We start from the raw sequence: 25,040 nt of genomic DNA on the forward strand, positions 1-25,040 counted from the left end.
TTACTCTTTGATGGTCACAAAATTGCTCACCCAAAATTCCTGAAGATAAACTTATTATTGCAATTAAATCTTTTTTATTTAATTTCATTTTTTTCTACTCCTCTTCAATAAAATATGTGAAAACATTTAGTTTATATAAACTTGGATTATCAGCATTAAGTTTTAAAATGTTGGCAATAATGAATTTTGAGGAATATCTTCTACACTATAACTATGACCGTGAAGACCTAAATAGTTATACTCTTTTGTATAAACATCTCATGCTGTTAGTGATTTTAAAGGAGAACCTGAATTGATTGTAGTTACGTAAGTTCCGTTCGAATCGATAACTCCAGTTCCACTATTTCCAGCATTATAAAATGTTGGCATAAAACTAGATTGTTTATTGAATATATGACGATTGTCTGTATAATCAACTCTATTAATAATATAACCGGCTTTTTTACCATATGGATAGCCAATAAAACCTAGTTCTGTACTATTGTATTTTTTAAATGGTGTGTTATATGAAAGAGAGCTTGGTGAATACATATCGCTTGGTATTTCAAATCAATGTTCATAGAATTTAGCAGTTGGAATCTACCATCTTCTTTCGCTTTTTCAATAATCTTTTAATATCTACGATAAATACGCTTAAATCAACAAAGTTATTTGTTACTATACCATCTTTATTAATTTGATTTCTTCCAGTTCATACAGGTAATGCTTGTATATAATCGGCATACAATCCACCTCAATAACCAAAACCAGCATCCCGATTGTTTTCAAAATTATTTCCATTTCTGGTTAATAAATAATTTCCATTAAAACTGTTATTTTGAGGCCCTGTATTATTTGGGTTGTCAATAACGTGGTTGTTAGTAATAAAGTAGAATAAACCCGGATTTTTATCACTAACACTTGAAATCGCAAATGTTGAACCTCTATTAAACGCTAATGATTTGTACCACAATATCTCACCAACACTATGATCCCTTATATATGAATCATGTAAAAATTCATTATTAAATTTATAACCCTCATGAAATTTATAAAATAGATTTTGATTTGGATCGTATTTAAATAATCTATCTTTCTTTCCTTCTGAATAAAGCACTAATGGTTGATTTTCTTGTGTATAGCTCATGTTTTTGTAATCAATAACATTTGTTGGGGTATCACTAAATACCTCGTTTCCAATATTATTTACATATTCAACATTTATATATGATGCATATTTATCTATATAAAATGCCTTCTCTGGATTAAATGTATTTCATTCAGAATTGCTTGCATCAAATACTTCTCATAAACTGCTTCTTGTATTTTTAGTATAGTCAGTTATTGCAAATTTATATTCAGGATTATCTAATGTAAGTTTGAATCTTATATCATAATCATCTCTTATATCAATATTCAATGTCGCATTAATATCAATTGGTCCGTTTTTAGTGTCAAAATGATAACTAAAATGTTTCACAACTTCACCATTAATCAGATCGCTTCAATTAAAATCAACATTAATTCCTGTATTTAATTCTCTAATTCTTACGGATCTTAAATCATCTAAAACAATTGGTCCTGCAAATAGATGCAATTGGATTTTAAAATCAGTATTGTATTTTAGATATGGCTTTATATATTGAGGTTGACTTAAATATCAATTAACTTCACGTTTATTAGATTCTAATCTTCAATTGTTTTCTTGTTCGCTTAGTTCAACATGACGATTTCGATATACATTTGCATCATCTAAAAAGATTTTAGTCATTTTATGATTAAATGTAGTTAATTTTGGATCTAATTGTTTAGCTAATTCGTAATTTGATAAATTACTACTATCTATAGTTCCATCTCTTTTTAAACCGGAAATTTTAAATCATTGATTTCCTTGTTTTTCGACATTATTTTCTGAATATTTCATACGGATAAAGATAGTACCATTGGCATTATTTGGCAATTTAACTTCCGCTACTTTAAACGCACTATTTCTTATTGCGTAGTTGTTATATTTTTGAATTTCTCTAACTGAAATTAAATTATCTAGCAATGATCTGGTTTGTTCATTATTAAACATATCAACAATATCAGTTGGTAAATAAGATGATAATCCTTTTCATAAACCATATGAATCATTTTCATAACGCAATTGTAAATCATTTAATGTCAATCTGTTAACCATTACTTCGGGATAAATTTCGGTTTTTAAATCATTTTTTAAGTTAATTAATGTGATTTCTTGTGTTGTTGAAAATCTAATATTTGTATTTGTTTTTTTAATAAAACCTAATTTAAAGGTCAAAGTTCCGAGATTATTTCTCGTTCCACCACGAACGTTGTAGTAATAAACGAAATAATCCTTTAATAAACTATTAACATTAACGTCGGTTTTCTTTATCGGTTGATAAATGAATTTTTTCTTTATTTATAGTTGGAGCTATTTCTGTTTCCTTATTAAATCCATCAGTTCCGAATTTGCCATTATTTTCGTCTGTTTTTGCAATTTCACCAGTAAAGTTGAATAAATAACGCAACTTATTAAATGCTTTTTGTTTCAATAGAATATCAACGTCAATTAATTTCTTGCCGTCGGTTAAGTTATATTCAAAATCAGTTCCATTAATTGAATTAATTTTATTTTGAATATCAACCGGTGGTTTTTCATAACCAGTAAAATCAGCATCAGTAAATCAAGCGTTGCTGTTTTTTGGATATATGTCATCAGCTGTTAATGGTTTAAAGTAACTTAAAGTAAATTCTTTTGATATATTTGCTGGATTATTTTGGTTAACAACAACTCCGTCTTTTGTGTAAGTAAATTTCAATGTTAAAGTACCTTTAACATCATCAATTTTTGGTTGATATTTAGGTTGTAAAACTAATGCATATCTACCATGACGAGGCAATCTAAATATTTCATTGAAATGAGCATATCCCACAGAAGCTATTACATCTGAGTTGGTAATTTCATCATATTCAAAGGTTTTAAATATATTTCCTGCTGTTGATGATGAAATTAATTTTAATATTTCTTTTTCATTGTTGCTATCTTCAATAATTTTTGCATAATCTTTTGAACGAACATCAATATGTGACTTATATTGAGCACCAGTTGCACTTGTAACTAAAACTGCAAATTTCAAGGTATTACTTGAGTTGTCAATCTTATATATAAACTCGTTATCGATATTTGTAATTTCTCAATTAGCTATTGCTTCTTGGTTAATGTGAGAAGTTGAATCTAACTGAACAAAAGATTTTAAAAATCTATTTAAAATATCAATTTTTTCATCATATGTCAATATCTGTTCACCTTCAAAACCATTATTTACTAGATTTAAAAATGTTAATGATTTTGATAATCTTTGTACTTCTGGATTAACAAAATTTAATAAATAGTAATTAATTCTATTTGACGATTCCATTCCATTTAAGTAATATTGACTCGCTTTAAATTCATCCGAAAAATTAAATCTAATATTTTTTGTTGCTTCATCTAGAAATGAAACTGTTTGATTAGATGACAAAGTAATGGTTTTCAATACTTTATTTTTATTAATAAATTGAATATCGGCAAATATTTTATTATCACGATATTGAATTGAATCTATATCCATCATATATTCAAAATATTTATTAACAATATTATGTTTTTTAATAAATAGTTGTTCTATATCATCTCTTAAATTACTTAAATATGATTGACTTAATTTGTCATAATTAATGTCAAATAATTCGTCTAAATTTTCATAAACAATAGCATCTAATTTAGGTTGAATATCTTTATTAAAAATAATTTGTTTAGTAATGGTAAATTCCCTTTTGGTATCAATGTAATAAGAAATACCATAAGTAATATTTAAAATATGATTATCATTTTCGTCAATTGATATATCTTTTATAACAACCGAATCATCTCCGGTTTTTAAATTTTTAACATAAGCTGAAATGTTATTGTTATCAATTGATAAAATGTCTAAATTCGGAACAATTGCTTCATAATTTGCTAAAGATGGTTTAATCTTTTCTATTAAAGTATTTCTAATTTCATTCTCTGAACTTAACAGTCTTTCAAAACGATCATTTAATTTGTTGTATTTTTCCTCCAAATCAGAAATTTTGTTTAAAACATCTACACGACTTTCTTTGTCGTTTCACGTTATGTTTTCAACATCATCAAAACTATCATCTAAATAATTGTGCTCAATATATTTACTTTTTAACAATGCTAAATTATTCATCAATTCATCAAATGCAAGTTTTTTACTTGAATATCATTCTATTTTTACTTTTGTTGCTTGTCTTTCAGCTTCATATGCTGCAAGATCAACATTTGTATAATATGCTGATATTTCTCAAAAATCTGTTGAAGAAGTTTTTTCATAATACACATTTAACAATTCATCATATTTCGTCACGTCTTGTTCATATTCCATTAATATGTATTTGTTGTATAACAATTTAGAACGCAAATTAGACAATTCATTTAAATAATATAACATACCCCTTGTCTTTAATGGTTCTATGTCATTTAACAATGCTTCTTTGGTTTTACTTAACCCTTCATACGCTTCAATAACTTCGCTTAATTTCGGATCGCCAATCAGAATCTTTAGCGAATAATATGGATAACTTTTTTCATTTTCAATAGAAAGTTTTCCAACCAATCTAAAATATTCTTGTCGCAAATTATTATATTCTTCAATAAGGTCTCATAATTCTTGCTTCTTTTTTGACAGTAATTCTGCATTATTTTCGTCAATGTCGGTTCCTGGGTTAACTGGAATTTCGGGCTCTGGTTGGGGTTCTGGTGTTGGATTTGGATTTACTGGTTGTTCTGGATTTGATGGGTTTGGATTGGGTTCTGGTTGGGGTTCTGGAGTTGGTGTTACCGGTTTATCTTTACGATCACAAGCTACTGAAATCAATGGTAAAGATGAGATTGTTAAAATTGGAAATAATAATTTAGTTCATTTAGAATTTTTTGACATATTTTCTCCTTTAAAAACAGAAAAATAATAAGCACTTGCTTACTATTTAACCTTTTCATATATATTCAATAGTTTTGTTCTTCCTTTTTTTAAAGCATCATGCACACCACTTCTGGTCATAGCAAGTTCTTCGGCAATTTCAGTTATAGAAAGATCTTCAAAATAATATAACACCATAATTTGGTGTTGACTTTTTGAAAGTAATTCTTGATATTTTTCTAATAATTCAATATATAAATCTCTGTCATCTTTATTCATTATTATCAAGTCCTTTTGTTAAACCATATATGTATGATGCTAAATCAAATTCAGCTAAATCTTCAACTTTTTCACCTAGCCCAATAAATTTAACCGATAAATTTAATTCATCTTTAATAGTTAGAATAATTCCACCTTTTGATGTTCCATCCATTTTTGTTAAAACAATACCAGTGAGTGGTGTTGATTCAAAAAATGATTTAGCTTGTAAAACTCCGTTTTGGCCTGTTGTTCCATCTAAAACCAATAAACTTTCATGTGGAGCATTAGGAATTCTTGTTTGCAATACTTTATTAATTTTGGCTAGTTCTTGCATTAAATTAACTTTGTTTTGTAATCTTCCTGCTGTATCAACAATTAAAACATCGTAATTTTCAGCTTCTGCTTTATCAATAGCTTTATAAACTACAGCGGCTGGATCTTTTTCAGAAGGCAACGGTTTAACAATATCTGCACCAACTTTGTTAGCTCAAAATTCGAGTTGTTCCACCGCTGCAGCTCTAAAGGTATCAGCGGCTGCGATTAAAACTTTTTTACCTTCATTAATTAGCATTTTTGCAATTTTAGAAATTGATGTTGTTTTTCCAGAACCGTTAACTCCAACAACTAAAATAACATTTACACCTTCATTATCAATGTTTAATGTTGTATCAATGATTGAATCGTTTGCATATACTGAGAATAATTTATCAGCAATAATCTCATTAATTAATTTTGGATCAACAATATTTTCGTTTTTAACTTCATTTTTACATTCTTCAATAATGATGTTTACAAGTTTTATTGAAATATCAGACATAATTAAAATTTCTTCTAAATCTTCGAAAAATTCTTCATCAATTTTATTGTGTCTATTTTGTAAAGTTTTAATTGAATCGACAAAAGCTATATTAGATTTAGACATACCGGCTACATATGTATTTAACTTACTTGCTTTCTTTAATTCTTTTTCTAATTTCTTTTGTTGTTTAATTTCTTCTTTTCTTTTTTTCTTTGCTAATTGCTCTTCTTCAGTTCCAAACAACTTTTCTTTTAATGATTTTCAGAATCCCACGATTGCTCCTTTTATTTATGTTATAAATAATTTTACTTAATTTACTGCTTTTTGCAATAAAAAACAGAGCTTGCGCTCTGGTAAAATATTTTGTAATCATTAATATTATATAAAATTCTCAAGATTTTTTTAAATTCAATACAATAATATACAAATGAAAAGCAAAAAAGCAGTAAACAATCGAGTTTGATGATTGAATTTTTTGAAGATTCAAGACTTTAAAAAGATATTTAAATTAGTGTTACCAATCTTTATTCAAACACTAATTTTAAACATCATAACTTTAGCAACAGCTATTGCTACTACTTACTTTAATCGTGTTTATCACATTGATGGTTCATATAATGGTGCATACTTTTATTTATTTTCTAAAATAGTAACAATTTATAAAATTATGACCTTTCTACCAATAATGTTTCAATTGGGTGTTTTAGTTGTTGTATCTAATTTATATGGTCAGCAACGTTATAACGAAATAAAAAGCGTAATTTCTTCTGCGTCAATAATTTCTCTTATTATTAATATCTGTTGTTACTTATTAATGTTTTTCCTAGCACCTATGTTGTTAAATCTCGCTGGTGCTAAAGATGAAATATTGTTGGGTTGAAAAAATAAAGATGATTATCAAATATATTTAAATAACTTAGAATTGATTAAACAACACCCTATAAACATCGATTTCAAAAACACTTTACTAATCAATGGTGGCGAGTATGTATTACCAAACCAAAATGTAATTACTTTTAACAACACAAATGCAATTGTTATTCAAATTAATGAATTGAATTTTGCGATCAAATTCTTTAGAATCACAACGGTAGATTTATTTATCTTTAGTATTGCTCAAATACTCATCGCTTCTTTACAAGGAATGAAGAAAAATATTGATTCAATGATTGCTGTAGTTACTGGTTTAATTGTCAGATTAATATGAACTTACGTTTGATTATACGCAGTTCATAATAATAATTTTGTTATATGAGTTTCACTTGAAACGATAGTTGGCGCAACAACACAACTAATCGTTGCATACATTATGTTAGTTATTATTGTCAATAAAAAAGAAAAAGATAAATTTAATAACAAAATTAAGATCTGAAACAATAAATTCATTAAAAGGGTTTTATATATCGGTTTTCCTATTGCATTAGAACATGGAATTTGGTTTGTTGCGCAATATTTTGTAGCTAACTCAATTCCTTTTGCTAAATTAAACGAAGAATATATTGGGCTATTTAGGGCGATGAATGGTGTTTTTGATATCTTTACTACATTTGTATTATCTTTAAGTGTTGTTGTAAATGTTTTGGTTTCAATTGAAATTGGACAAAAAAATTACACTCAAGCATATCACACATCAAACCAATGTTTCAAACTTGGTACCTATGCTCAAATTATTTTCTCAATATTAGGATTTGCATTAACACACCCTCTATTAATGTTGTTTGGTATCAACACACAGACCATTAGTAAAATTGGTTATATCATAATGTTTATTGCATTTGCAAAGGCTGTGTTTGATGTTGGAAACTTAACAACATTAAGAGCACTATGATCAGCTAATGATGTTTGAATGCCTATATTAGTTGCGATAATTTGTATGTTAGGTATTCAATTGACAACAATCTATTTAATTGTTTACTTTAAAAACAATTTAACTCAATCTACTATATTTATTTTAATTATTCTAGCTTCAACATTAGATCCTCTGTTAAGAAGTATATTATTTGAATTGAGATGAAAATCATTTAAATGAATTAAGTGAAGCCAAAGAATTGCAGTTTAATAAAAAGTCGACATCTGTCGACTTTTATTTTCTTTTTTGTATTATAACAACAGTCTCAATATGTGGTGTTTGAGGAAACATATCAAAAGTTTGAACATCTTGGATGACATAACCGTATTTATCAAACTCTATTAAGTCTCTTGACAACGTTCTTGGGTTACAGCTAACATAAACAATGTTTTTAACATTTTTACCCGCGGTTAATTTTATCGTTTCGTTATCCAAACCATTTCTTGGAGGATCAAACACTATTAAATCAAAATTTTTGTTTGTATTTTTTAAAAAATTATGAGTATTATCAATAACCATTTCAATGTTATTTAAATTATTTAAGGTTTTATTTTTATTAAAACTTTCTAATGCTGATTTAGTTATTTCAATGGATGTTACTTCTTTGAATTCACTTGATAAAATCATTCCAATTATTCCAACACCAGCATAAGTGTCTAATAAAGTGTTTTTTGTGAAATTCAATTCTTTTATTTTGTTTTTAATTCAAACAAACATATTGTGCATTTGTGCTTCATTCACTTGATAAAAGGTATTGTAATCAAGTTTAAAAATCAAATTATCAAAGTTGTGTTCAATTGTTGAATTGTGATAAATATAACTCTTTTTAATAACTACTAAATTTTTCTCAACAACACTAACAACAAAATTTGTATTTAAATCATTTGTTTGTTTATATATATAATCAATGATTTCTTTATTATTTAAATCATTTAAAACATTGAACACCACAAAGGTTTCACTACCATATATTGAACCTTGAATTGTAATGTTTTGTAAATTAATTTGTTTTGTTCATTCGATAATTTCTTTATTATCGGTATTAAAAATTCTTGATATTGATTCACTAACTTTTTTAACAGAAGGAATAACTAAATCTAGTGATTTTTGCACAACTATATTGTGTGAGCATTTTTCATAAAAACCACATTCAATTTTATTTGACTTTATATTAATTTGAAAAGTTATTTTATTTCGATAATTTCATTCAGATATTGAGGAAATAATACGATTTTTTATCTCGTAATTATTATTTCTTTTAAACAATTTCTCAATTATTTCATTTTTAAAATTCAATTGTTCATTATACGCTAGATGCATAAGAGATGCTGAACCAGATTTATATAATTCTTGATTATTTATTTCTGTTCTTTTAAGTGATTTATTTATAAAGTTAATAATTTCTGCTAAATAAAATTTTGAACCCTTTTGAATTATTTTTACATCAACTACTTCATTAGTGATTCCATTTAATACAAAAATAGGTTTATCAAATTGTCGATTAACCCCATATCCTTCATAGCTAATTTCTTCAATTGAAATATTTTTAAGAATTGAATTAATTTCCATCATTTTATTTTCCTAAACAAAATTTTGAAAAAATATTGTCTAACAACGCTTCATTGTCATGTTTTTTATTCAATATTTCTCTTAAATTCTCTCACGCTTTAGTTAAGTCTAAAATAACAACTTCAGGTCCGAAGTTTGCATCCAATCCTTGTTTAACTTCTTGTAAGTTTAATAGTGTTGATTTCAATAAAGAAAGTTGTCTTTGGTTATAAAGAATATCTTTATCATCTAAATTTATATTTTGGTATTTTTCTACCATTTTACTTTTTAGTTCTCATAAAGATTTTTCTTTTGTTGATATGCAAACTTTATTTAAGGGTAATTTAGTTTTGATTAAATCTTTTTTATTCAAAACATCAATATATTGTTTATCTTTTGATAATTCTTTAATTATCTTATCTTCTTTATTTTCTCTCTTGCCAGGCTCATGAATATGAATAACAATTTGCGCTTCTTTAATAGCTTCTTTAGATTTTTCAATTCCAATTGATTCAATTTTATTTTTTGTATCTCTAATACCTGCTGTATCAATTAATTTAAATAAAATGCCAGCTATTTCAAATTCGCCTTCAACAATATCTCTTGTAGTTCCTGCAATATTTGTTACAATAGCTTTTTCTTTACCGATTAATAAATTTAATAATGATGATTTTCCGACGTTTGGTCTTCCTACAATAGCAACATTAATTCCTCTATAGATATCATTAGCGTTTTCAGATTTATTAATTATGATTTTGATTTTTTGTTCTAATCCATTAACCAATTTTTTTAATTTATCAATATTGATTTGTTCAATATCATTGTAATCTGAATAATCAATATTGATTTCAACAATTGAAATAATATTTAGTATTTCTTGTTCTAATGATTCGATTAAATGATTTATTTGAGGATTAAATTGTGAGATAGCAATTTCTGCTTGTTTATTTGTTTTAGCGTGAATTAAAGCGTTAATAGCTTCTGCTTTTTCTAAAGTTATTTTACCGTTTAAATATGCTCTTCTGGTAAATTCGCCCCTTTCAGCTAATCTTGCACCGTTTGCAATTAATAAATTTAATATTTTATTAGTTACAATAATTCCACCATGTGCATTTATTTCGATTGTATCTTCACCGGTGTAGTTTTTATTTCCGATAAAGAAGTTAACTAAAACTTCGTCAATTATTTTACCCGTTGAATTATCTATAATATTTCCATATGTTATTGTTTTATCAGTCCCAATTTTACCTGTATAGATTTTTTGTAAAATTTTAATTGAATCTTCACCACTTAATCTAATTATAGATATTGCTTGATTAATATTTCCAGATGAAATTGCTACTATTGTATCGTTATAAGTCATAATATAAAATTATATAAAATATATTTAAAATATTAAAATTGAAATAAAGTTAAGTTTGTTAAATCTATAAAAATAAAAAGAGTTGTTTATATTGTTAATTAGTAATAAAAAAGCCTTAAATTAAATATAAAAATAAAGAAATATTTATGTTAATAAAAAGCAAATAATTTTAACATTTTGTTATCAATTTGTTTAAAATATTTTTAATATTTTATATGATATAATTTTGTGTATAAAGGAATTCGAAAATTGATAGATTTTAGTATATTTAGAAACTTTAATAAAACTGCATATATATATATATATATATATATATATAATTTTTGAATCTCTTTTAAAAAATGAAATAATCAAAAGAAATTTTAACAAAGACAACAAATTTAAGTAATTTGATTGCTTAAATTTGTTGTCTTTGTTTTGCAAAAATCAGTTAAATATGTTCGAATTTAAAATCCAATAGGGGGAAATAAATGTCAAGTATTAAAAAAAGAAAATTGATTTTACTTTCTTTATCTTTGACTGGACTTACAGTTTCAACAATTGCTTCAAGTTTTTATTACTTTACTAATAAAAATGATTTTAATATTGAGTTTAAAAATTCTAAAGATGAATTAGATAAAACAATTAAAGATGGTGAATCAACGCTACCTAATTTAACTAATGATGATGATAAAACTAATTTAGATAATGCAATTAATAAAGCAAAAGATACAATAAATAATCCAGATAGTAGTAAAGATGATCTAGATAAAGCTAAAGATGAATTGAATAAAGTTATTGAAGAGGTTAAAGATAACCAAATTAAACGCAACATCGCTGCTTTAAAATTAGACTTGCTAGCTAAAATTAATGAAGGTAGATCACTTGAAACTAATCCTGATTTAGTTGATGAAGTTGTAAAACAAGCGTTGTCAACTGCAATTAACGATGGTCAAAAAGTATATGATAATGCAAGTGCAACATTATCTGATGTTGAAAATGCAATTAAAGTGTTAGATGATGCGATTAAAGATGCAAAAGCATCGATTTTAACTAAACATAACAAAGATATTGCTGACAGTAAAGATAAATTAGATAAAACAATTAAAGATGGTGAATCAACGCTACCTAATTTAACTAATGATGATGATAAAACTAATTTAGATAATGCAATTAATAAAGCAAAAGATACAATAAACAATCCAGATAGTAGTAAAGATGATCTAGATAAAGCTAAAGATGAATTGAATAAAGTTATTGAAGAGGTTAAAGATAACCAAATTAAACGCAACATCGCTGCTTTAAAATTAGACTTGCTAGCTAAAATTAATGAAGGTAGATCACTTGAAACTAATCCTGATTTAGTTGATGAAGTTGTAAAACAAGCGTTGTCAACTGCAATTAACGATGGTCAAAAAGTATATGATAATGCAAGTGCAACATTATCTGATGTTGAAAATGCAATTAAAGTGTTAGATGATGCGATTAAAGATGCAAAAGCATCGATTTTAACTAAACATAACAAAGATATTGCTGACAGTAAAGATAAATTAGATAAAACAATTAAAGATGGTGAATCAACGCTACCTAATTTAACTAATGATGATGATAAAACTAATTTAGATAATGCAATTAATAAAGCAAAAGATACAATAAATAATCCAGATAGTAGTAAAGATGATCTAGATAAAGCTAAAGATGAATTGAATAAAGTTATTGAAGAGGTTAAAGATAACCAAATTAAACGCAACATCGCTGCTTTGAAATTAGACTTGCTAGCTAAAATTAATGAAGGTAGATCACTTGAAACTAATCCTGATTTAGTTGATGAAGTTGTAAAACAAGCGTTGTCAACTGCAATTAACGATGGTCAAAAAGTATATGATAATGCAAGTGCAACATTATCTGATGTTGAAAATGCAATTAAAGTGTTAGATGATGCGATTAAAGATGCAAATACTGCCATTCAACATAAGCAATATTTAGATGGTGTAATTCAAAAACTTAAAAATGAAATAAGAAATGCAAATTTAATTATTGAAAAAACTAAATCTTGACCAAAACACGATGAATATATGAATCCTTTAAAGGGGTTGATTTCGCTATCTGAAGATCATATTAATAAAGCAACTTATGAAACTGTTAATTTTTTAGAGAAAGATATTCAAGATATTCAACAAAACATAGAAGAGTTAAAATTAACATATATTGCAAATTATGAATATTTATCAAACATAGATGTAGAATCCTTTACTTTTAAAGAACCTTCTGATGAATATTTGGTAATGATTAATGACATTGATGTTTCTTTATTTAAAGATCCTGTTTTGAAATTTAATAATCAAATTTTAAATACTAATGATGAATTATCAATATTAGATACCAAAATTGATGATACAAATAAAAGTCAAGGAATTTTGAAATTTTTAACCACTATTAAATATAAAGATTTACAAATTACACATAGTCAAAGCAAAAAATTTATAACAGATGAAAATGATATTTTAAATGAAATAATTTTGAGATATTCAAATAGAATTTTTTCATTAAAAAAAGAATCTTTGAACAAGAAATTCGATGAATTAACAATTAATGATTTTGTGGGTTCAGATGTTGAATTGCCCGAAAGAGTTAAAGATAAAACAACATATGAAATTAAAAAAATGATTTTATCTAACAACAACATTTTAATTGTTTATAGTGTAAAACTAGTTAATGGAGAAAATTATCCAGATTTTAAATATGCGGTAAATGGTGTTTCTAAAACATATATACTTCCATATACGAATATCATTAAAGATAATTCTCTTTACATTAAAACCAAAGAACAAATAAATAATATTGAATCACGTTTTAAATTGTCTTTGGTTGATGAACAATTAAAACAATTTAAAGTCAAAACAATATATAATGCAATCGAAAAAACATCATCAAAATTAATTTCAAATAATATTTTTAGTAAGTACAGTAAAAAAGAATTGATGAATAGAATGTTGAAATGGTTTTTACAATTGAATTACAATAATAATGATTCAGATAAAGAAATTCAAACTTATTATTGAAATATTAAAGATTGTCAACTGTTAGAAGAAAACGGAGAATATAAATTAAATATTACTTATTCATATTCATATGAAAATCAATGATTAGGAAATTCTATTATATTAAAAGATAATGTTGAATCTGCTATTGATGATTCAAGTAATTTAGAAGAAGATTTATACAAATTGGGTGAGTTATGCGGTTCTGCGGAATCTAAAAGAACGGAATTTTATAGTTTATATTTAAATGACGATTTAAAGAAATTGTCACATGAAGAAATAAATAATTCAAGTTGAACACACCTTGATTCAAATTTAATTGGAATTAGATGAAAAACCGATTTTGATCATTCGAATATGTTTATAAAATATGTTTCTCGTATTTATGATCAAGGAAATACTAAACAACTTAATGTTTATCCTATTTTTGTATTAAATGGAATTCATGCATATTTTTACTACACTTATTGAAATATTGATGATTTTCCATTAAGTGTAATGAATGTTGATGAAAGTATCGCAAAAAACAATGAATATTTAAATTCATTTAAAAAAATCGCCTTAGATAATGAAGGATATATGATTGAAGATGTTCTTCAAAATTACAATATTTATTATAACGATCAATTAATACAAAATATAAATAATAAAGAGTTGTTATTAAATAAAACAAATATAAAAATAAATCCAAAACACAAAGAGACCAAATATAGTGATATCACTTTAGAGTATGTTTCTTCTAAAATTAACAAAGATGATATAAATCATTCAGATTGAGTAGTTAAAATAACATATGGTTATGCATCTGATTATATTAAGATTAAAAATTTACCAGTTAAAGTATTTTCTGATGAAAAGAATAATGAATTGTTATTAGAAAAAATTAAGCCAATATTATCAAGTGAATATAATATACAAAAAATTCCTGCATCTCAAATTTCGGCGAAAAATATTGTATTCATTAATACTGAAACAAATGATTTATTAATTGATAAGGATTATAATATTGAAATATTAAATATTAAGGTTCAAACAGAAAATTCACACAATGTGAATATTGAATATAGAATTACAATTAATAATCATACATATACAAGAACTTCAACTATTGAAAATCTTTTAAATGAAGAAGAATACGAAAGATATGTTGATAATGAAATTAATAATGGAAATTATTATGTTGTATTTTCACCTACAGGTGACAAATTATATGAAAATTGACAAAATATAAAATATTCATGAACTGTTTATGGGCCTAAAGAATTAACAATAGAAATTAAAAACGTAAAAGCTGCAAAATTCACTAAATATTGAACATATACAATTGATTACGAACTAAAATATAAAGAAAAAGTTGTTTTTAGTTCTGATACTACTTTTTCTTACTCATTAAAGAAACAATAAATTAATATATAAGTGTATTTAAAACAAAAACCACAAAGATAAATGTGGTTTTTGTTTGATTATTATTTATTAATGAAATATAATAATTCTTATGAAAATAGGTTTGATAGCAGAATTTAATCCATTTCATAATGGTCATAAATATTTAATAAATAAAATTAAGGAAAAATACCCTAATTCTCAATTAATTGTCGCCTTATCCAGTGATTATGTACAAAGAGGAGAGATAGCTATTGCGTCTTATGAAGAGAGAAAAGAAATGGCGTTAAAAAATGGTGTTGATTTTGTAGTACCACTAGATTTCGAAACATCTACTCAAGCGGCACATATATTTGCTAAAGGAGCGATAGAAACATTATTAAAAGAAGGTATTGACCTTTTGTGTTTTGGTGTTTCAGATACTAGCGATGTAGATAAATATATTAATGCGGCTAACCGAATTAAAAATAATTTAGATATTTATAATTTAAATGTTAAAAAATATTTAAAGCAAGGTAATTCATTTGTTAAAAGCACCTTTTTATCTTTAAATGAATTAATGACAGAGGATGAGATACCGGCTGATATTTTAGGTTTTGAATATACAAAATATATTATTGATAATAATATTAATGTTAAATTGGATTGCTTTAAAAGAACTGTAGCACATAATTCAGAAGATCCTGATTCAATATATGCATCCGGTTCATACATTCGTAAATTAGTTAAAGAAGGAAAAAATATATCTCAATATACATCAATGAAAATAGATAAGAATTATCCAAAAATTGAAGATAGATATTCTGAGTTTCAAACTATTGTACTTAATTTATCTTCAAAAGAATTGTCGGAAATTAAAATGGTATCTGAAGGTATGGAAAATCTATTTAAAAAAAATATTGACGCTTCTTCTTATGATGAATTTGTTGAAAGATGTACTTCTAAAAGATATACATCATCTCGTATAAAAAGAGTAATTTTATATATATTAATGAATATTAAAAAAAGCCACGATAATAACCTTTAATAAAATTATGAATGTGGCTTTTAATTTAAAGATGTTAAAATTATCAAATTTTGAACATTTTCTTAGGTGATAGATACATTTTGTCACCTTTTTTAATTTTGAAAGTTTTTTGGAATTCTTGGTTGTTTTTTAATTGTAAGTTAACTCTTAATTTTGCGGGTGCATGTGGGTCAATTTTTGAAATAGTTTCAAGGAATTCTTCACGATATTTGATTCTTCAAATAATTGCATATTGAGTAAAGAAAGCCTTAGGATTAAAGTTTGGATCAATTAGTTTTGCAGAATCATATGAACAAGATAGTCCACCACAGTCAGCAATGTTTTCAGAAACTGTTAATGTACCATTACATCTAATGTTTTTGTGGAATTTGACTTTGTCAAATAATTTAATCATTTGTTGAATTTTAATATTGAATTTTTCTTCATCATTTTTAGTTCATCAGTTTTTCAACATACCGTTTTCATCAAATTTAGAACCATTGTTATCAAATGAGTGTGATATTTCGTGAGCAATAACAGTTCCGATAGCTCCAAAGTTTTGGCTTGGTGTTTGTTTAATGCTATAGAAAGGAGCTTGTAGAATTCCAGCAGGGAATACAATGTGGTTTGCAGAAGGGTTGAAATACGCATTAACCATTGCCGGTGACATTGATCATAGTTTTTGATTTTTATATTCTTGATATTGTGAATATAGATATTCACTTCTTTTAATTCTAAATTTAATTACATGTTGAACTAAATCATCATATCCATTGTTGCTATCTAATGTTAATTCATCGTAGTAAGGTTCAATAAGTTCTGGGTAACCAACCATAACATTCATTTTTTCAATCTTTTTGATTGCCATTTGTTTGGTTGCATCTTCTAGTCAGTCATTGTTTAAAAGATTTTCTTTATAGATTTGTTTCATTGCTTCAATCATTTTTTCAACATCACGTTTTGCTTCAATTCCGAAGTAGTTTTCTCCATAATATTTACCATAAACCATTGAATAAATTGAAAGAGTTTGGTTTAAAGCAACTTTTTCTTTTGAGACTTTAACCTTACCATATAATGCAGATTGGAATTCTGTAGCAATTTCTTTAGTTTGATGGTCTAGATAAGGAGCAAAGGTTAAAATAACATCGATAATTAAACTTGCTTTGTATTGTTCGAAGTTATCTTTTGTGAATATTTTATTAAAGTTATCTAAATGAATTAATGAAGGAACAACAATGAATTTTGTTTCTTTTTTATCAACAAGAAGTTCAATTAATTGTTTAACATTGAAGATTTCAATTTTTGCTTGTAATTCTTCAATTGTACGAGGATTATATAATTCATAGTATCTGTGTTGTTCTTCTGCTGTTAGTATGTATTTAGAAACATTTAAATCTAAAGTAAGAGCATTGTTAATGATTTCGCTTGATTTATCTTGACTGTATAGTTTGTTTAAAAGTTTAGAAGTCATTTCTTTTCAAACTGTTAAATATTTTTCTCTTTTCTTTTCGTCTTCGTAATAACCTTTTTCAGGAAGAATGTATTGATATTCGTTCATTCAGAAAACACGTCTACCTGGGTCTTTAAAATCATCACCCAAATCAAATGATAAAGGTGTTTGTAGGTTCATAAAAGTTAGTCATCTGTAATTTTTAACAACATCATCTCAACTTTGCATTGCTTCAATTTTGGTTAAGATGTCTTTTAAAGGTTTTAACCCATTTTGTTTTCTTGAATCTCAATCTTTAACTAATTTGTAGAATTTCATCATCTCAATTAACATTGGATAATTTTCTATATCACTTGTGTCTGTTAATCATTTGTTAAATAAACGTTTTTGTAAATCGGTTAATTTTTTATCTAGAATGTAAAAAGTTCCTCATCCACGTCTATCGTTTGGAATTTTAGTTTTGTCAATTCATTTCTTGTTTACTGCATCAAAGAAATCGTGTTTAATTAATTCTTTATTCATATATATTCTCCTTATTCAGTGTAGTAAATTTTTTCATATTTATCTTCAAAAATCTTTTTATAAACATTTGCATTGAAATTATCAAATACAACAATTCCTCTTTTATGTCTAATAAGTTCAATTAATTTATTAGTATAAATCATATTCTTTGGAATATTTAAGTTATTCGTGATGTTTTTGCCAAGAATAATCATTTTAATATTCTTTTCATTTAGTATTTGAACTACGTTGTTATCAATATTATCAATATATAAGTTCATTGGATAATCAGTTTTTAGTAATTCATATTTATTAATAACGTTAATGATGTTATTTCAATTGCTAATTCTAATAGTTAGATATAAGTTATCGTTATTTTCAATCATGTTTCTTAATGGGTTCAGACCATTTTTAACGAAATAATAGTCATCTAAAATGAAAATTGAGTTGCTACGATTAGTCATTTGGTTGGTTTCAATAAATTTGGTTGTTAAGTTTGAAAAAACGTCTAAATCGTTCATTTGCACTCTTAAGATATCATCAAGAGATCTATTGGTCAATACTGGATTAATAATTTTATAATCATTGCTGTTTTTCGAAAGGTTTTTAACATTGGTATATGTCATTGTTAATTCGTTGTTATTAATTAATTTTTCAGCACGATTATATGCTTTTGAAAAGAATTTATAATCATCTTTGTTGGTTAGATTTTCTTCAATTATTTGGAAGTTATCTAATTTTTTAGTTTCTATTAATAGATAGATGTAATTTAATAAGGTATTGTATGTTTTTGGTAATAATTTATTATTACTATTTTGTTTAACAACAAAAACATAATCAAAATATTTAACTGCTTTATTAGAAAAATTTTCTAATATCTCATTATAGATATTCATTGTGTTTTTCTTAACATGAGGCAATCCCTTAAAAGCAAAGAAAAGACGATCGTTTTCTTTAATTAAATCCATATGCGTAGCAATTTGAGTGGGAATTAATTGGTTATATAAACCATTAATGGTTTCTTCGTCTAATATGTATTTTGAATTAATGATTGCACATAAAACTGAATGATATTTTTGTTGAAACAAACTATTAATATGTTCGGTTATTCTGTTAAAAATAGATGTATTTTTAGTTTGTTGTTTTTGTCACTCTAGTGAAACTTGAATAATATTTGAGTTATTGTTTGGAATCTCAACTGTTATTGTGTATTCAAATAATTCATTATTCCCCGTGGTTAGAGAAACCTTTAATTTTTCAATTTCTGTTAAATATTTTTTTAAATCTCAAATTCTTTTGATTTTAGCAATAGAGTTATTGTTAAATAATTGATAGAAATCACTCATTTCACATCATTCACCGCTAACTAAAGGACTTTTTTTCATAAATTCAGGCGCTTTATTTAACATATTGATATCGTTAAATCATTTAGCTCTTTGTTTTCTTAAATCAATATCAAAGATAACAAATCCGTAATTATCATTATTCTTTTTGCTATGTAATTTAATAAATGAAATAACAATTGTAATAATTACTACTACAAAAATTATTAAAAATAAAGTGCATAAAGTAATTGAAAGTGAATTATGCATTGCTATCCTCGATTAATTTTTTGATAGCGGGATGGTACTTATCAAATGTTTTAACCTTTTTGGTATCTCCGAATTTAACATGAATGATATTATCAACAACCTCTAGAACTTCACCTCTACCATAGGTTTTATGGGTAATGAAATCACCCGGAATTAAATTTACATTTTCGTTAATGTTTTTAGAGATAGAAAAACTACTTGCCGTTTCAATTGAATTGGTTTTCTTAATACCAGCTTCGCTTAAAAATCTACTTCTAATTGTTCCGCCCTTACCAATTGCAAATGATAAGAACAATTTAGTTTTTGCTCTTGTAAATGCTACATAAGCAAGTCTTCTTTCTTCTTCAAGTCCCTCTTGGTTTTCTTGCTTAATATTTTTATTATTTGCTAGGAAAGAAAAATCGATTTTGGGTGAAATGCTAATTGCTCTGCGTAGTGGGAAAATATTTTCAGCTAGTCCCGCTACGAAAACGTAATCAAATTCTAATCCCTTTGCATTATGCACTGTCATTAGTGAAACATAGCTAGCTGCGTCATCATCAACATCTCTATCTAAAATTAATGTTATTTCTTGTAGGTATTCGTCAATTGTTCCATTTGGTTTTTTAGTTTGCCAGTTTTCAATCGCTTTAATTAATGAAGAGAAGTTATTCATTTTTTCTTCATATTCTTCTTCATTTTTCTTAAATTCTTCAAAGTATTGAATTTTATTAATCATTAATTCTTTTAAGGTTAAATGAATTTTATTTGTATGGATAGCTTTTCTTGCTCAACGAATGTTATTAACTAATGAAGCAATATTTTTTAAAGTTTCAAGTGGCAGATTCAATTCTTGTTTAATTTCATTTAAACGATTTTCTAGGCAAGAGAATAAATCGACGTTGTTTGCTCTGGCGAATTTCAATAATTTTTCAATTGTTGCATCACCAATTCTTCTAGAAGGTTTGTTAATAATTTTCATTAAAGAAATTTCACTACCATCATATATAACCCTTAGATAAGCTAGTGCCACTTTAATCTCTTCACGTTGATAGAACTTAATTGAACCGAATAATTTATAAATAGTATTTTCGCTAATTAAAGCTTCTTCAATTGCTCTTGAATAACTATTAATTCTAAATAAGATAGCAATATTTTTTAATTGAACTCTATTTCTTTTTAAATCGGATATTTGGTTAGCAATCCATCTAGCTTCTGCCTCTTCTGAATGACCGCAGAAGAATTCAATGTTTTCACCATTTTCATTAATAGTAAATAATTCTTTTTGCAATCTTAGTTTATTGTGTTTAATTAATTTATTAGCAACGTTTAATATATTACCAGTTGAACGATAGTTTTGTTCCAGTTTAATGGTTTTAACATTTTCAAAATCTTTGTCAAAATTTAAAATTAAATTAATGTCGGCATTTCTCCATGAATAGATTGTTTGATCTGGGTCTCCAACGATCGTTAAATTTTTAGAATAAGCTAATTTTTTAACAATATCGTATTGAAGTTTACTTGTATCTTGAAATTCATCTACCAATACATATTTAAATCTGTTTTCTCATTTTTTAGAAATACCTTCGTATTTTGGATCGTAGAATAAACGATATACAAATACAAGTAAGTCATCAAAATCTAATGAGTGTGCTATATCAAGGTGTCTTTGATAAGCTTGGTAGATTTTCGCTCTAACATCATTTTTATAGTCTTCATCATTAAGTAGATCTTCGGGACTTTTGGAGTCATTTTTTTGGTTTTGAATAAATGAGAGAATAGAACCATAGGTGTAGATAGTTGCTGATATATCTAGTTCGTTATAAACTAGTTTTAAAACTTCTTTTTGGTCTGATTCATCTAGGATTTGGAAGTCGTTTGGATAATTCATGTTGTGAATTTCTTTACGTAAAATTCTTGCACATAGAGAATGGAAGGTATATATATTGATTTCGCCAATTTCTGTATTGCCAAGCAATCCAATTACACGTTCTTTCATTTCATTTGCAGCTTTGTTTGAGAAAGTAACCGCCAGAATATCACGACTTGAAATGTTTTCTTCTTGAATTAAATATGCAATTTTGTGTGTTAAAACACGGGTCTTACCACTTCCTGCGCCCGCAACAATTCTTAAAGGACCATCTGTGTGTAATATTGCTGCTCTTTGCTGAGTATTTAAAGTTTCCAAATCTAATTTATTCATAAAACCTCCGAAAAACACAAAAATTTAATGCATAGCATTAATACATTAAAATTATACTTTAATATAGGCATAGTTTCAATATTTCAACTTAAAACAAAATAAAAACCAGCCCAAATTGACTAGTTTTTGAATGTTAAAGTTGGTAAAACGCGTTTTTTTGGTTTAATAATTCTTTCTATAATTTCTTCTTCTTCAATTTCTTCATATTTGTTAATTCAAACCGTTTCTGTTGAGGAGAATTTATCATTTAGTCCAACTCTGTTTGATCTTGCGTTTGACATTATTAAAAATAATTGAGTAAAACTTGCAATTCCAATTAATGCAATTGGGATCATTAAGAACCCAAATTGAACAGTTGTTAATTGGTCTTTAGTCATGCCTTTTGTAGATGCTTTAATAAAAGTTTCGGGCGAAATTAATATTGCAAACAAGGCAAAAATAATCATTCAAACAAAGGAGAATAAACGTTGACGATTGAATACTGCTTTAGAAAATTTTTCAGTTTTATCTGTTGAAATGATTTTAATTCTACATATTGTCATACCCAATGTTTTGCCCTTTGCAAAAATGGGAATCAATATGAAATATATTAGAAGAAATAAAATAAGGTTTATTAATCAGAAGTAATATAAAGCATTATGTATCAATTTTGCATTTTGATAATCAAACGTTGCAAAACTACTTATTACACTAAAGATAAGAAAGATAATTACATCAATCAATGTTGCTAATAATCTAATTCAGAAATTAGCTTTTTTATTGATTTGTTTAACCATGATTAATAAGTTTTAAATATATCTTTTCATTTAGGAATTGAGTAGATATATTTTTCATTGATTTTTTTGATGTTGTATTTTTTGATTAGATTATTTAATTGAGGTTGATATGATTGATATTTAACATCAAATTCATTGATTATGTTTAGTAAAGAATTTTTTAGGAAGTTAACTGATTTTCATTTTGTATCAGATTTTTTAATAGTTAGTGAACCTAAATAACCCGGTAAGAAATATTGTAAGTGAATTTTACATGCTAAAAGAAGGTGAAGAAATTGGTTTTCATTTTCTGTATTTTGAAAAACAACTTCTCATTGATCCATAAAGTTTTTGATATTGAAAATAGTTAAATTATGGTTATAGTCATCAATTCAAGTATTGGTGATTAAAGCGTAAGTTTTTGCTTGTTTTAATCCTTCATAAACGTAATCAATTGAATATTGATGGTTGAATGAAGTGTAATTCAAATCACTGTAAATAGTTTTAACTATTTGAGTTTTTAATATGTTATTAAAGGTAAAAGGAGAAGCGAAAAGAATGGGAGCATAGTTTTCGCTTAAGTTATATATTGTATTTTCTTTTAAATAATTTTGTTTTCATTTATAAGAAGCTAGACCATAGCAAAATCCTGATATTTCTAAAAAATCAGGTAATGTTTTCGCACTGTTGAAGAACAGATTAATACGTTTGGTGAATTCGGATTTCATATAAACGTATGAATACATAATGAAGACGTATTCAGTCTCAACTAATGGTAAGCTTTGTTGAATAACTTTATGAAGTAATTGGTGATTTGAGTTAATAATTAATTTAAATCTTTCACTACCAAATTCACTGTAGATTTTTTTAATTGATTCATAATCAATGTCATTTGGTTTATCAACGATAGCAATAATGTTGAAATTTTGGTCGCTTTGTTTTAATAAGTTTTTAAAAATATCTTCAATAGATGTTTTGGAATTATAAATGGGAACAACAACGGTGATATATGGCTTATTCATTACATTTTCACCATTCCTGCGACTCTTGGGAAAGGAATAACATCACGAATATTATTCATACCAGTTACATACATAACTAATCTTTCAAATCCAATTCCAAAACCACTTGAAGGGGCATAACCATATCTTCTTAAATCTAGATATCATTGTAGCGGATCAACTGGAATGTGTAATTCTTGCATTCTGTTTAATAATTGGTTATATCTTGCCTCTCTTTGACTTCCGCCAATTAATTCACCAATTCCCGGAACTAATAGATCAAATGCAGCAACTGTTTTTCCATCGTCATTTTGGTGCATATAGAAAGCTTTAATATCTTTTGGATAGTTAATAACTGCAACAGGACCATTAACGATTTTTTCTGATAGATATTTTTCATGTTCACTAGCTAGATCGACACCAAAGTATAGATTTTTTTCTTCAAATTCATCGGTGTGTTTCTTTAATTCTTCAACAGCATCTCCGTAGTTCATAATGGTTAATTTAGTTTTAATGAATTTATTTAATTTTTCAATCAATGTATTGTCAGATAAAGCGTTTAGGAATTTCATTTCGTCTGGGTGTTTTTCCATTGTGTTTTTAATTGCAGTTTTGAGTAGGTCATCAGCAAGTTCAATGATATCAGGAAGATTAAAGAAAGCAACTTCTGGTTCAATCATTCAGAATTCAGCTAAGTGTCTTGAGGTGTGTGAATTTTCAGCTCTGAAAGTTGGTGCAAAAGTATAAACCCTTTTTAAACCAGCAGCCATAGCCTCAGCATGTAATTGCCCAGTTACACCTAAAAAGGCTTTTTGTTTAAAAAACATTTCTTCATTTTCATCATCTACAACTAATGTTTCACCAGCGCCTTCACCATCGTTTGATGTAATAATAGGAGCTGCTATGTTAATAAAATCATGTTCTTGGAAATATTTATGAATTTCAAAGCTTAATGAGTTTCTAATTAACATAATGGTTTTAATTAAATTAGTTCTGTGTCTCAAATGTGGAATTTCACGTAAGAAATCTAATGTTGTTTCTTTCTTTTGGATAGGGAAGTCTTCATCTGTTGTGTTTAATAATTTAACATCAGTTGCTAGTAATTCAAATGGTTGAGGATTTTTTGGTGTTAATAATAATGTTCCATTGATAATAACAGAGCTACCTAAATTAATTTGATCTATGTTAAATTTAGCGATGTCATCACCCTTGATAACAACCTGAAGGTTTGAAACTGTACTTCCGTCATTTAAAGTAATGAAACGAATTTTGTCGTTTCCCCTGTTTGAAGAAACTCAACCTTTGAATTCAAATTGTTGTTGGTCTTGAAGTTTGTCTGTATGTGTATATAAATATTTAATAGTCATGTTAGTCTCCCATA

16 protein-coding genes are annotated in these 25,040 nt (G+C 26.2%); 3 read left to right on the forward strand and 13 right to left on the reverse strand.

Features of this window, described 5'->3' with window-relative positions; genetic code table 4:
* Nucleotides 1-162: 162 nt before the first annotated feature.
* Genes EXC28_RS00005 through ftsY form a run of 5 tightly spaced genes read right to left on the reverse strand, consistent with a single transcriptional unit; the run spans nucleotide 163 to nucleotide 6,282 of the window.
* The gene (locus EXC28_RS00005; RefSeq protein ID WP_129695079.1) at nucleotides 163-531 is read right to left on the reverse strand and encodes a hypothetical protein; all 369 of its coding nucleotides are present in this window, start codon (nucleotides 529-531) and stop codon (nucleotides 163-165) included.
* A 34-nt stretch (nucleotides 532-565) separates the two neighbouring features.
* The gene (locus tag EXC28_RS05130) at nucleotides 566-2,404 is read right to left on the reverse strand and encodes an MGA_1079 family surface serine endopeptidase (RefSeq protein ID WP_422385894.1); all 1,839 of its coding nucleotides are present in this window, start codon (nucleotides 2,402-2,404) and stop codon (nucleotides 566-568) included.
* Nucleotides 2,358-4,970, reverse strand: a complete 2,613-nt coding sequence (locus EXC28_RS05135) for a hypothetical protein (RefSeq protein WP_129695081.1) — start codon at nucleotides 4,968-4,970, stop codon at nucleotides 2,358-2,360. Before EXC28_RS05135 ends, EXC28_RS05130 begins: the two co-directional genes overlap by 47 nt.
* A gap of 42 nt (nucleotides 4,971-5,012) precedes the next feature.
* Entirely contained in the window at nucleotides 5,013-5,228 is a 216-nt protein-coding gene (locus EXC28_RS00020; RefSeq protein WP_029330593.1) for a sigma factor-like helix-turn-helix DNA-binding protein, read from the reverse strand.
* Entirely contained in the window at nucleotides 5,221-6,282 is a 1,062-nt protein-coding gene (gene ftsY / locus EXC28_RS00025) for a signal recognition particle-docking protein FtsY (protein ID WP_029330592.1), read from the reverse strand. Before ftsY ends, EXC28_RS00020 begins: the two co-directional genes overlap by 8 nt.
* Before the next feature lie 154 nt (nucleotides 6,283-6,436).
* On the opposite strand from ftsY, the gene EXC28_RS00030 reads away from it, so the two are divergent.
* A complete protein-coding gene (locus EXC28_RS00030; RefSeq protein ID WP_029330590.1) occupies nucleotides 6,437-8,068 on the forward strand; it encodes an MATE family efflux transporter in 1,632 nt (543 codons plus the stop codon).
* A 24-nt stretch (nucleotides 8,069-8,092) separates the two neighbouring features.
* On the opposite strand, the gene rlmD is transcribed toward EXC28_RS00030, so the two are convergent.
* A complete protein-coding gene (gene rlmD, locus EXC28_RS00035; RefSeq protein ID WP_029330588.1) occupies nucleotides 8,093-9,430 on the reverse strand; it encodes a 23S rRNA (uracil(1939)-C(5))-methyltransferase RlmD in 1,338 nt (445 codons plus the stop codon).
* 1 nt (nucleotide 9,431) lies between these two features.
* Entirely contained in the window at nucleotides 9,432-10,769 is a 1,338-nt protein-coding gene (mnmE, locus tag EXC28_RS00040) for a tRNA uridine-5-carboxymethylaminomethyl(34) synthesis GTPase MnmE (RefSeq protein WP_029330587.1), read from the reverse strand.
* Between the two features lie 470 nt (nucleotides 10,770-11,239).
* Here mnmE and EXC28_RS00045 point away from each other — a divergent pair, with 470 nt between their 5' ends.
* On the forward strand, nucleotides 11,240-15,193 hold the full coding sequence (locus tag EXC28_RS00045) for an FIVAR domain-containing protein (protein ID WP_112541168.1): 3,954 nt from the start codon (nucleotides 11,240-11,242) through the stop codon (nucleotides 15,191-15,193).
* Nucleotides 15,194-15,284: 91 nt separating this feature from the next.
* Nucleotides 15,285-16,199 (forward strand): nucleotidyltransferase, encoded by a 915-nt coding sequence (locus EXC28_RS00050; protein WP_029330583.1) that lies wholly within the window; start codon nucleotides 15,285-15,287, stop codon nucleotides 16,197-16,199.
* A 40-nt stretch (nucleotides 16,200-16,239) separates the two neighbouring features.
* Here the strand turns inward: EXC28_RS00050 and EXC28_RS00055 are convergent, their stop codons facing one another.
* The 6 genes from EXC28_RS00055 to asnS form a co-directional block, all read right to left on the reverse strand.
* Nucleotides 16,240-18,150 carry a M13 family metallopeptidase gene (locus tag EXC28_RS00055; RefSeq protein ID WP_029330580.1) on the reverse strand — a complete coding sequence of 637 codons (1,911 nt, stop codon included), beginning with the start codon at nucleotides 18,148-18,150 and terminating at the stop codon, nucleotides 16,240-16,242.
* An 11-nt stretch (nucleotides 18,151-18,161) separates the two neighbouring features.
* On the reverse strand, nucleotides 18,162-19,721 hold the full coding sequence (locus EXC28_RS05140) for an MHO_4530 family protein (RefSeq protein ID WP_029330578.1): 1,560 nt from the start codon (nucleotides 19,719-19,721) through the stop codon (nucleotides 18,162-18,164).
* Nucleotides 19,714-21,903, reverse strand: a complete 2,190-nt coding sequence (locus EXC28_RS00065; RefSeq protein ID WP_029330576.1) for an ATP-dependent helicase — start codon at nucleotides 21,901-21,903, stop codon at nucleotides 19,714-19,716. Before EXC28_RS00065 ends, EXC28_RS05140 begins: the two co-directional genes overlap by 8 nt.
* 119 nt (nucleotides 21,904-22,022) lie before the next feature.
* Nucleotides 22,023-22,679, reverse strand: coding sequence for an RDD family protein (locus tag EXC28_RS05145; RefSeq protein WP_029330574.1), 657 nt, complete (start codon nucleotides 22,677-22,679; stop codon nucleotides 22,023-22,025).
* Between the two features lie 2 nt (nucleotides 22,680-22,681).
* Nucleotides 22,682-23,680 (reverse strand): glycosyltransferase family A protein, encoded by a 999-nt coding sequence (locus EXC28_RS00075; protein WP_029330572.1) that lies wholly within the window; start codon nucleotides 23,678-23,680, stop codon nucleotides 22,682-22,684.
* A complete protein-coding gene (gene asnS / locus EXC28_RS00080) occupies nucleotides 23,680-25,026 on the reverse strand; it encodes an asparagine--tRNA ligase (RefSeq protein WP_029330571.1) in 1,347 nt (448 codons plus the stop codon). Before asnS ends, EXC28_RS00075 begins: the two co-directional genes overlap by 1 nt.
* Nucleotides 25,027-25,040 lie beyond the last annotated feature (14 nt).

The sequence above is a fragment of the Metamycoplasma cloacale genome (assembly GCF_900660735.1).
In the GTDB taxonomy this organism is placed as follows: domain Bacteria; phylum Bacillota_I; class Bacilli_A; order Mycoplasmatales; family Metamycoplasmataceae; genus Metamycoplasma; species Metamycoplasma cloacale.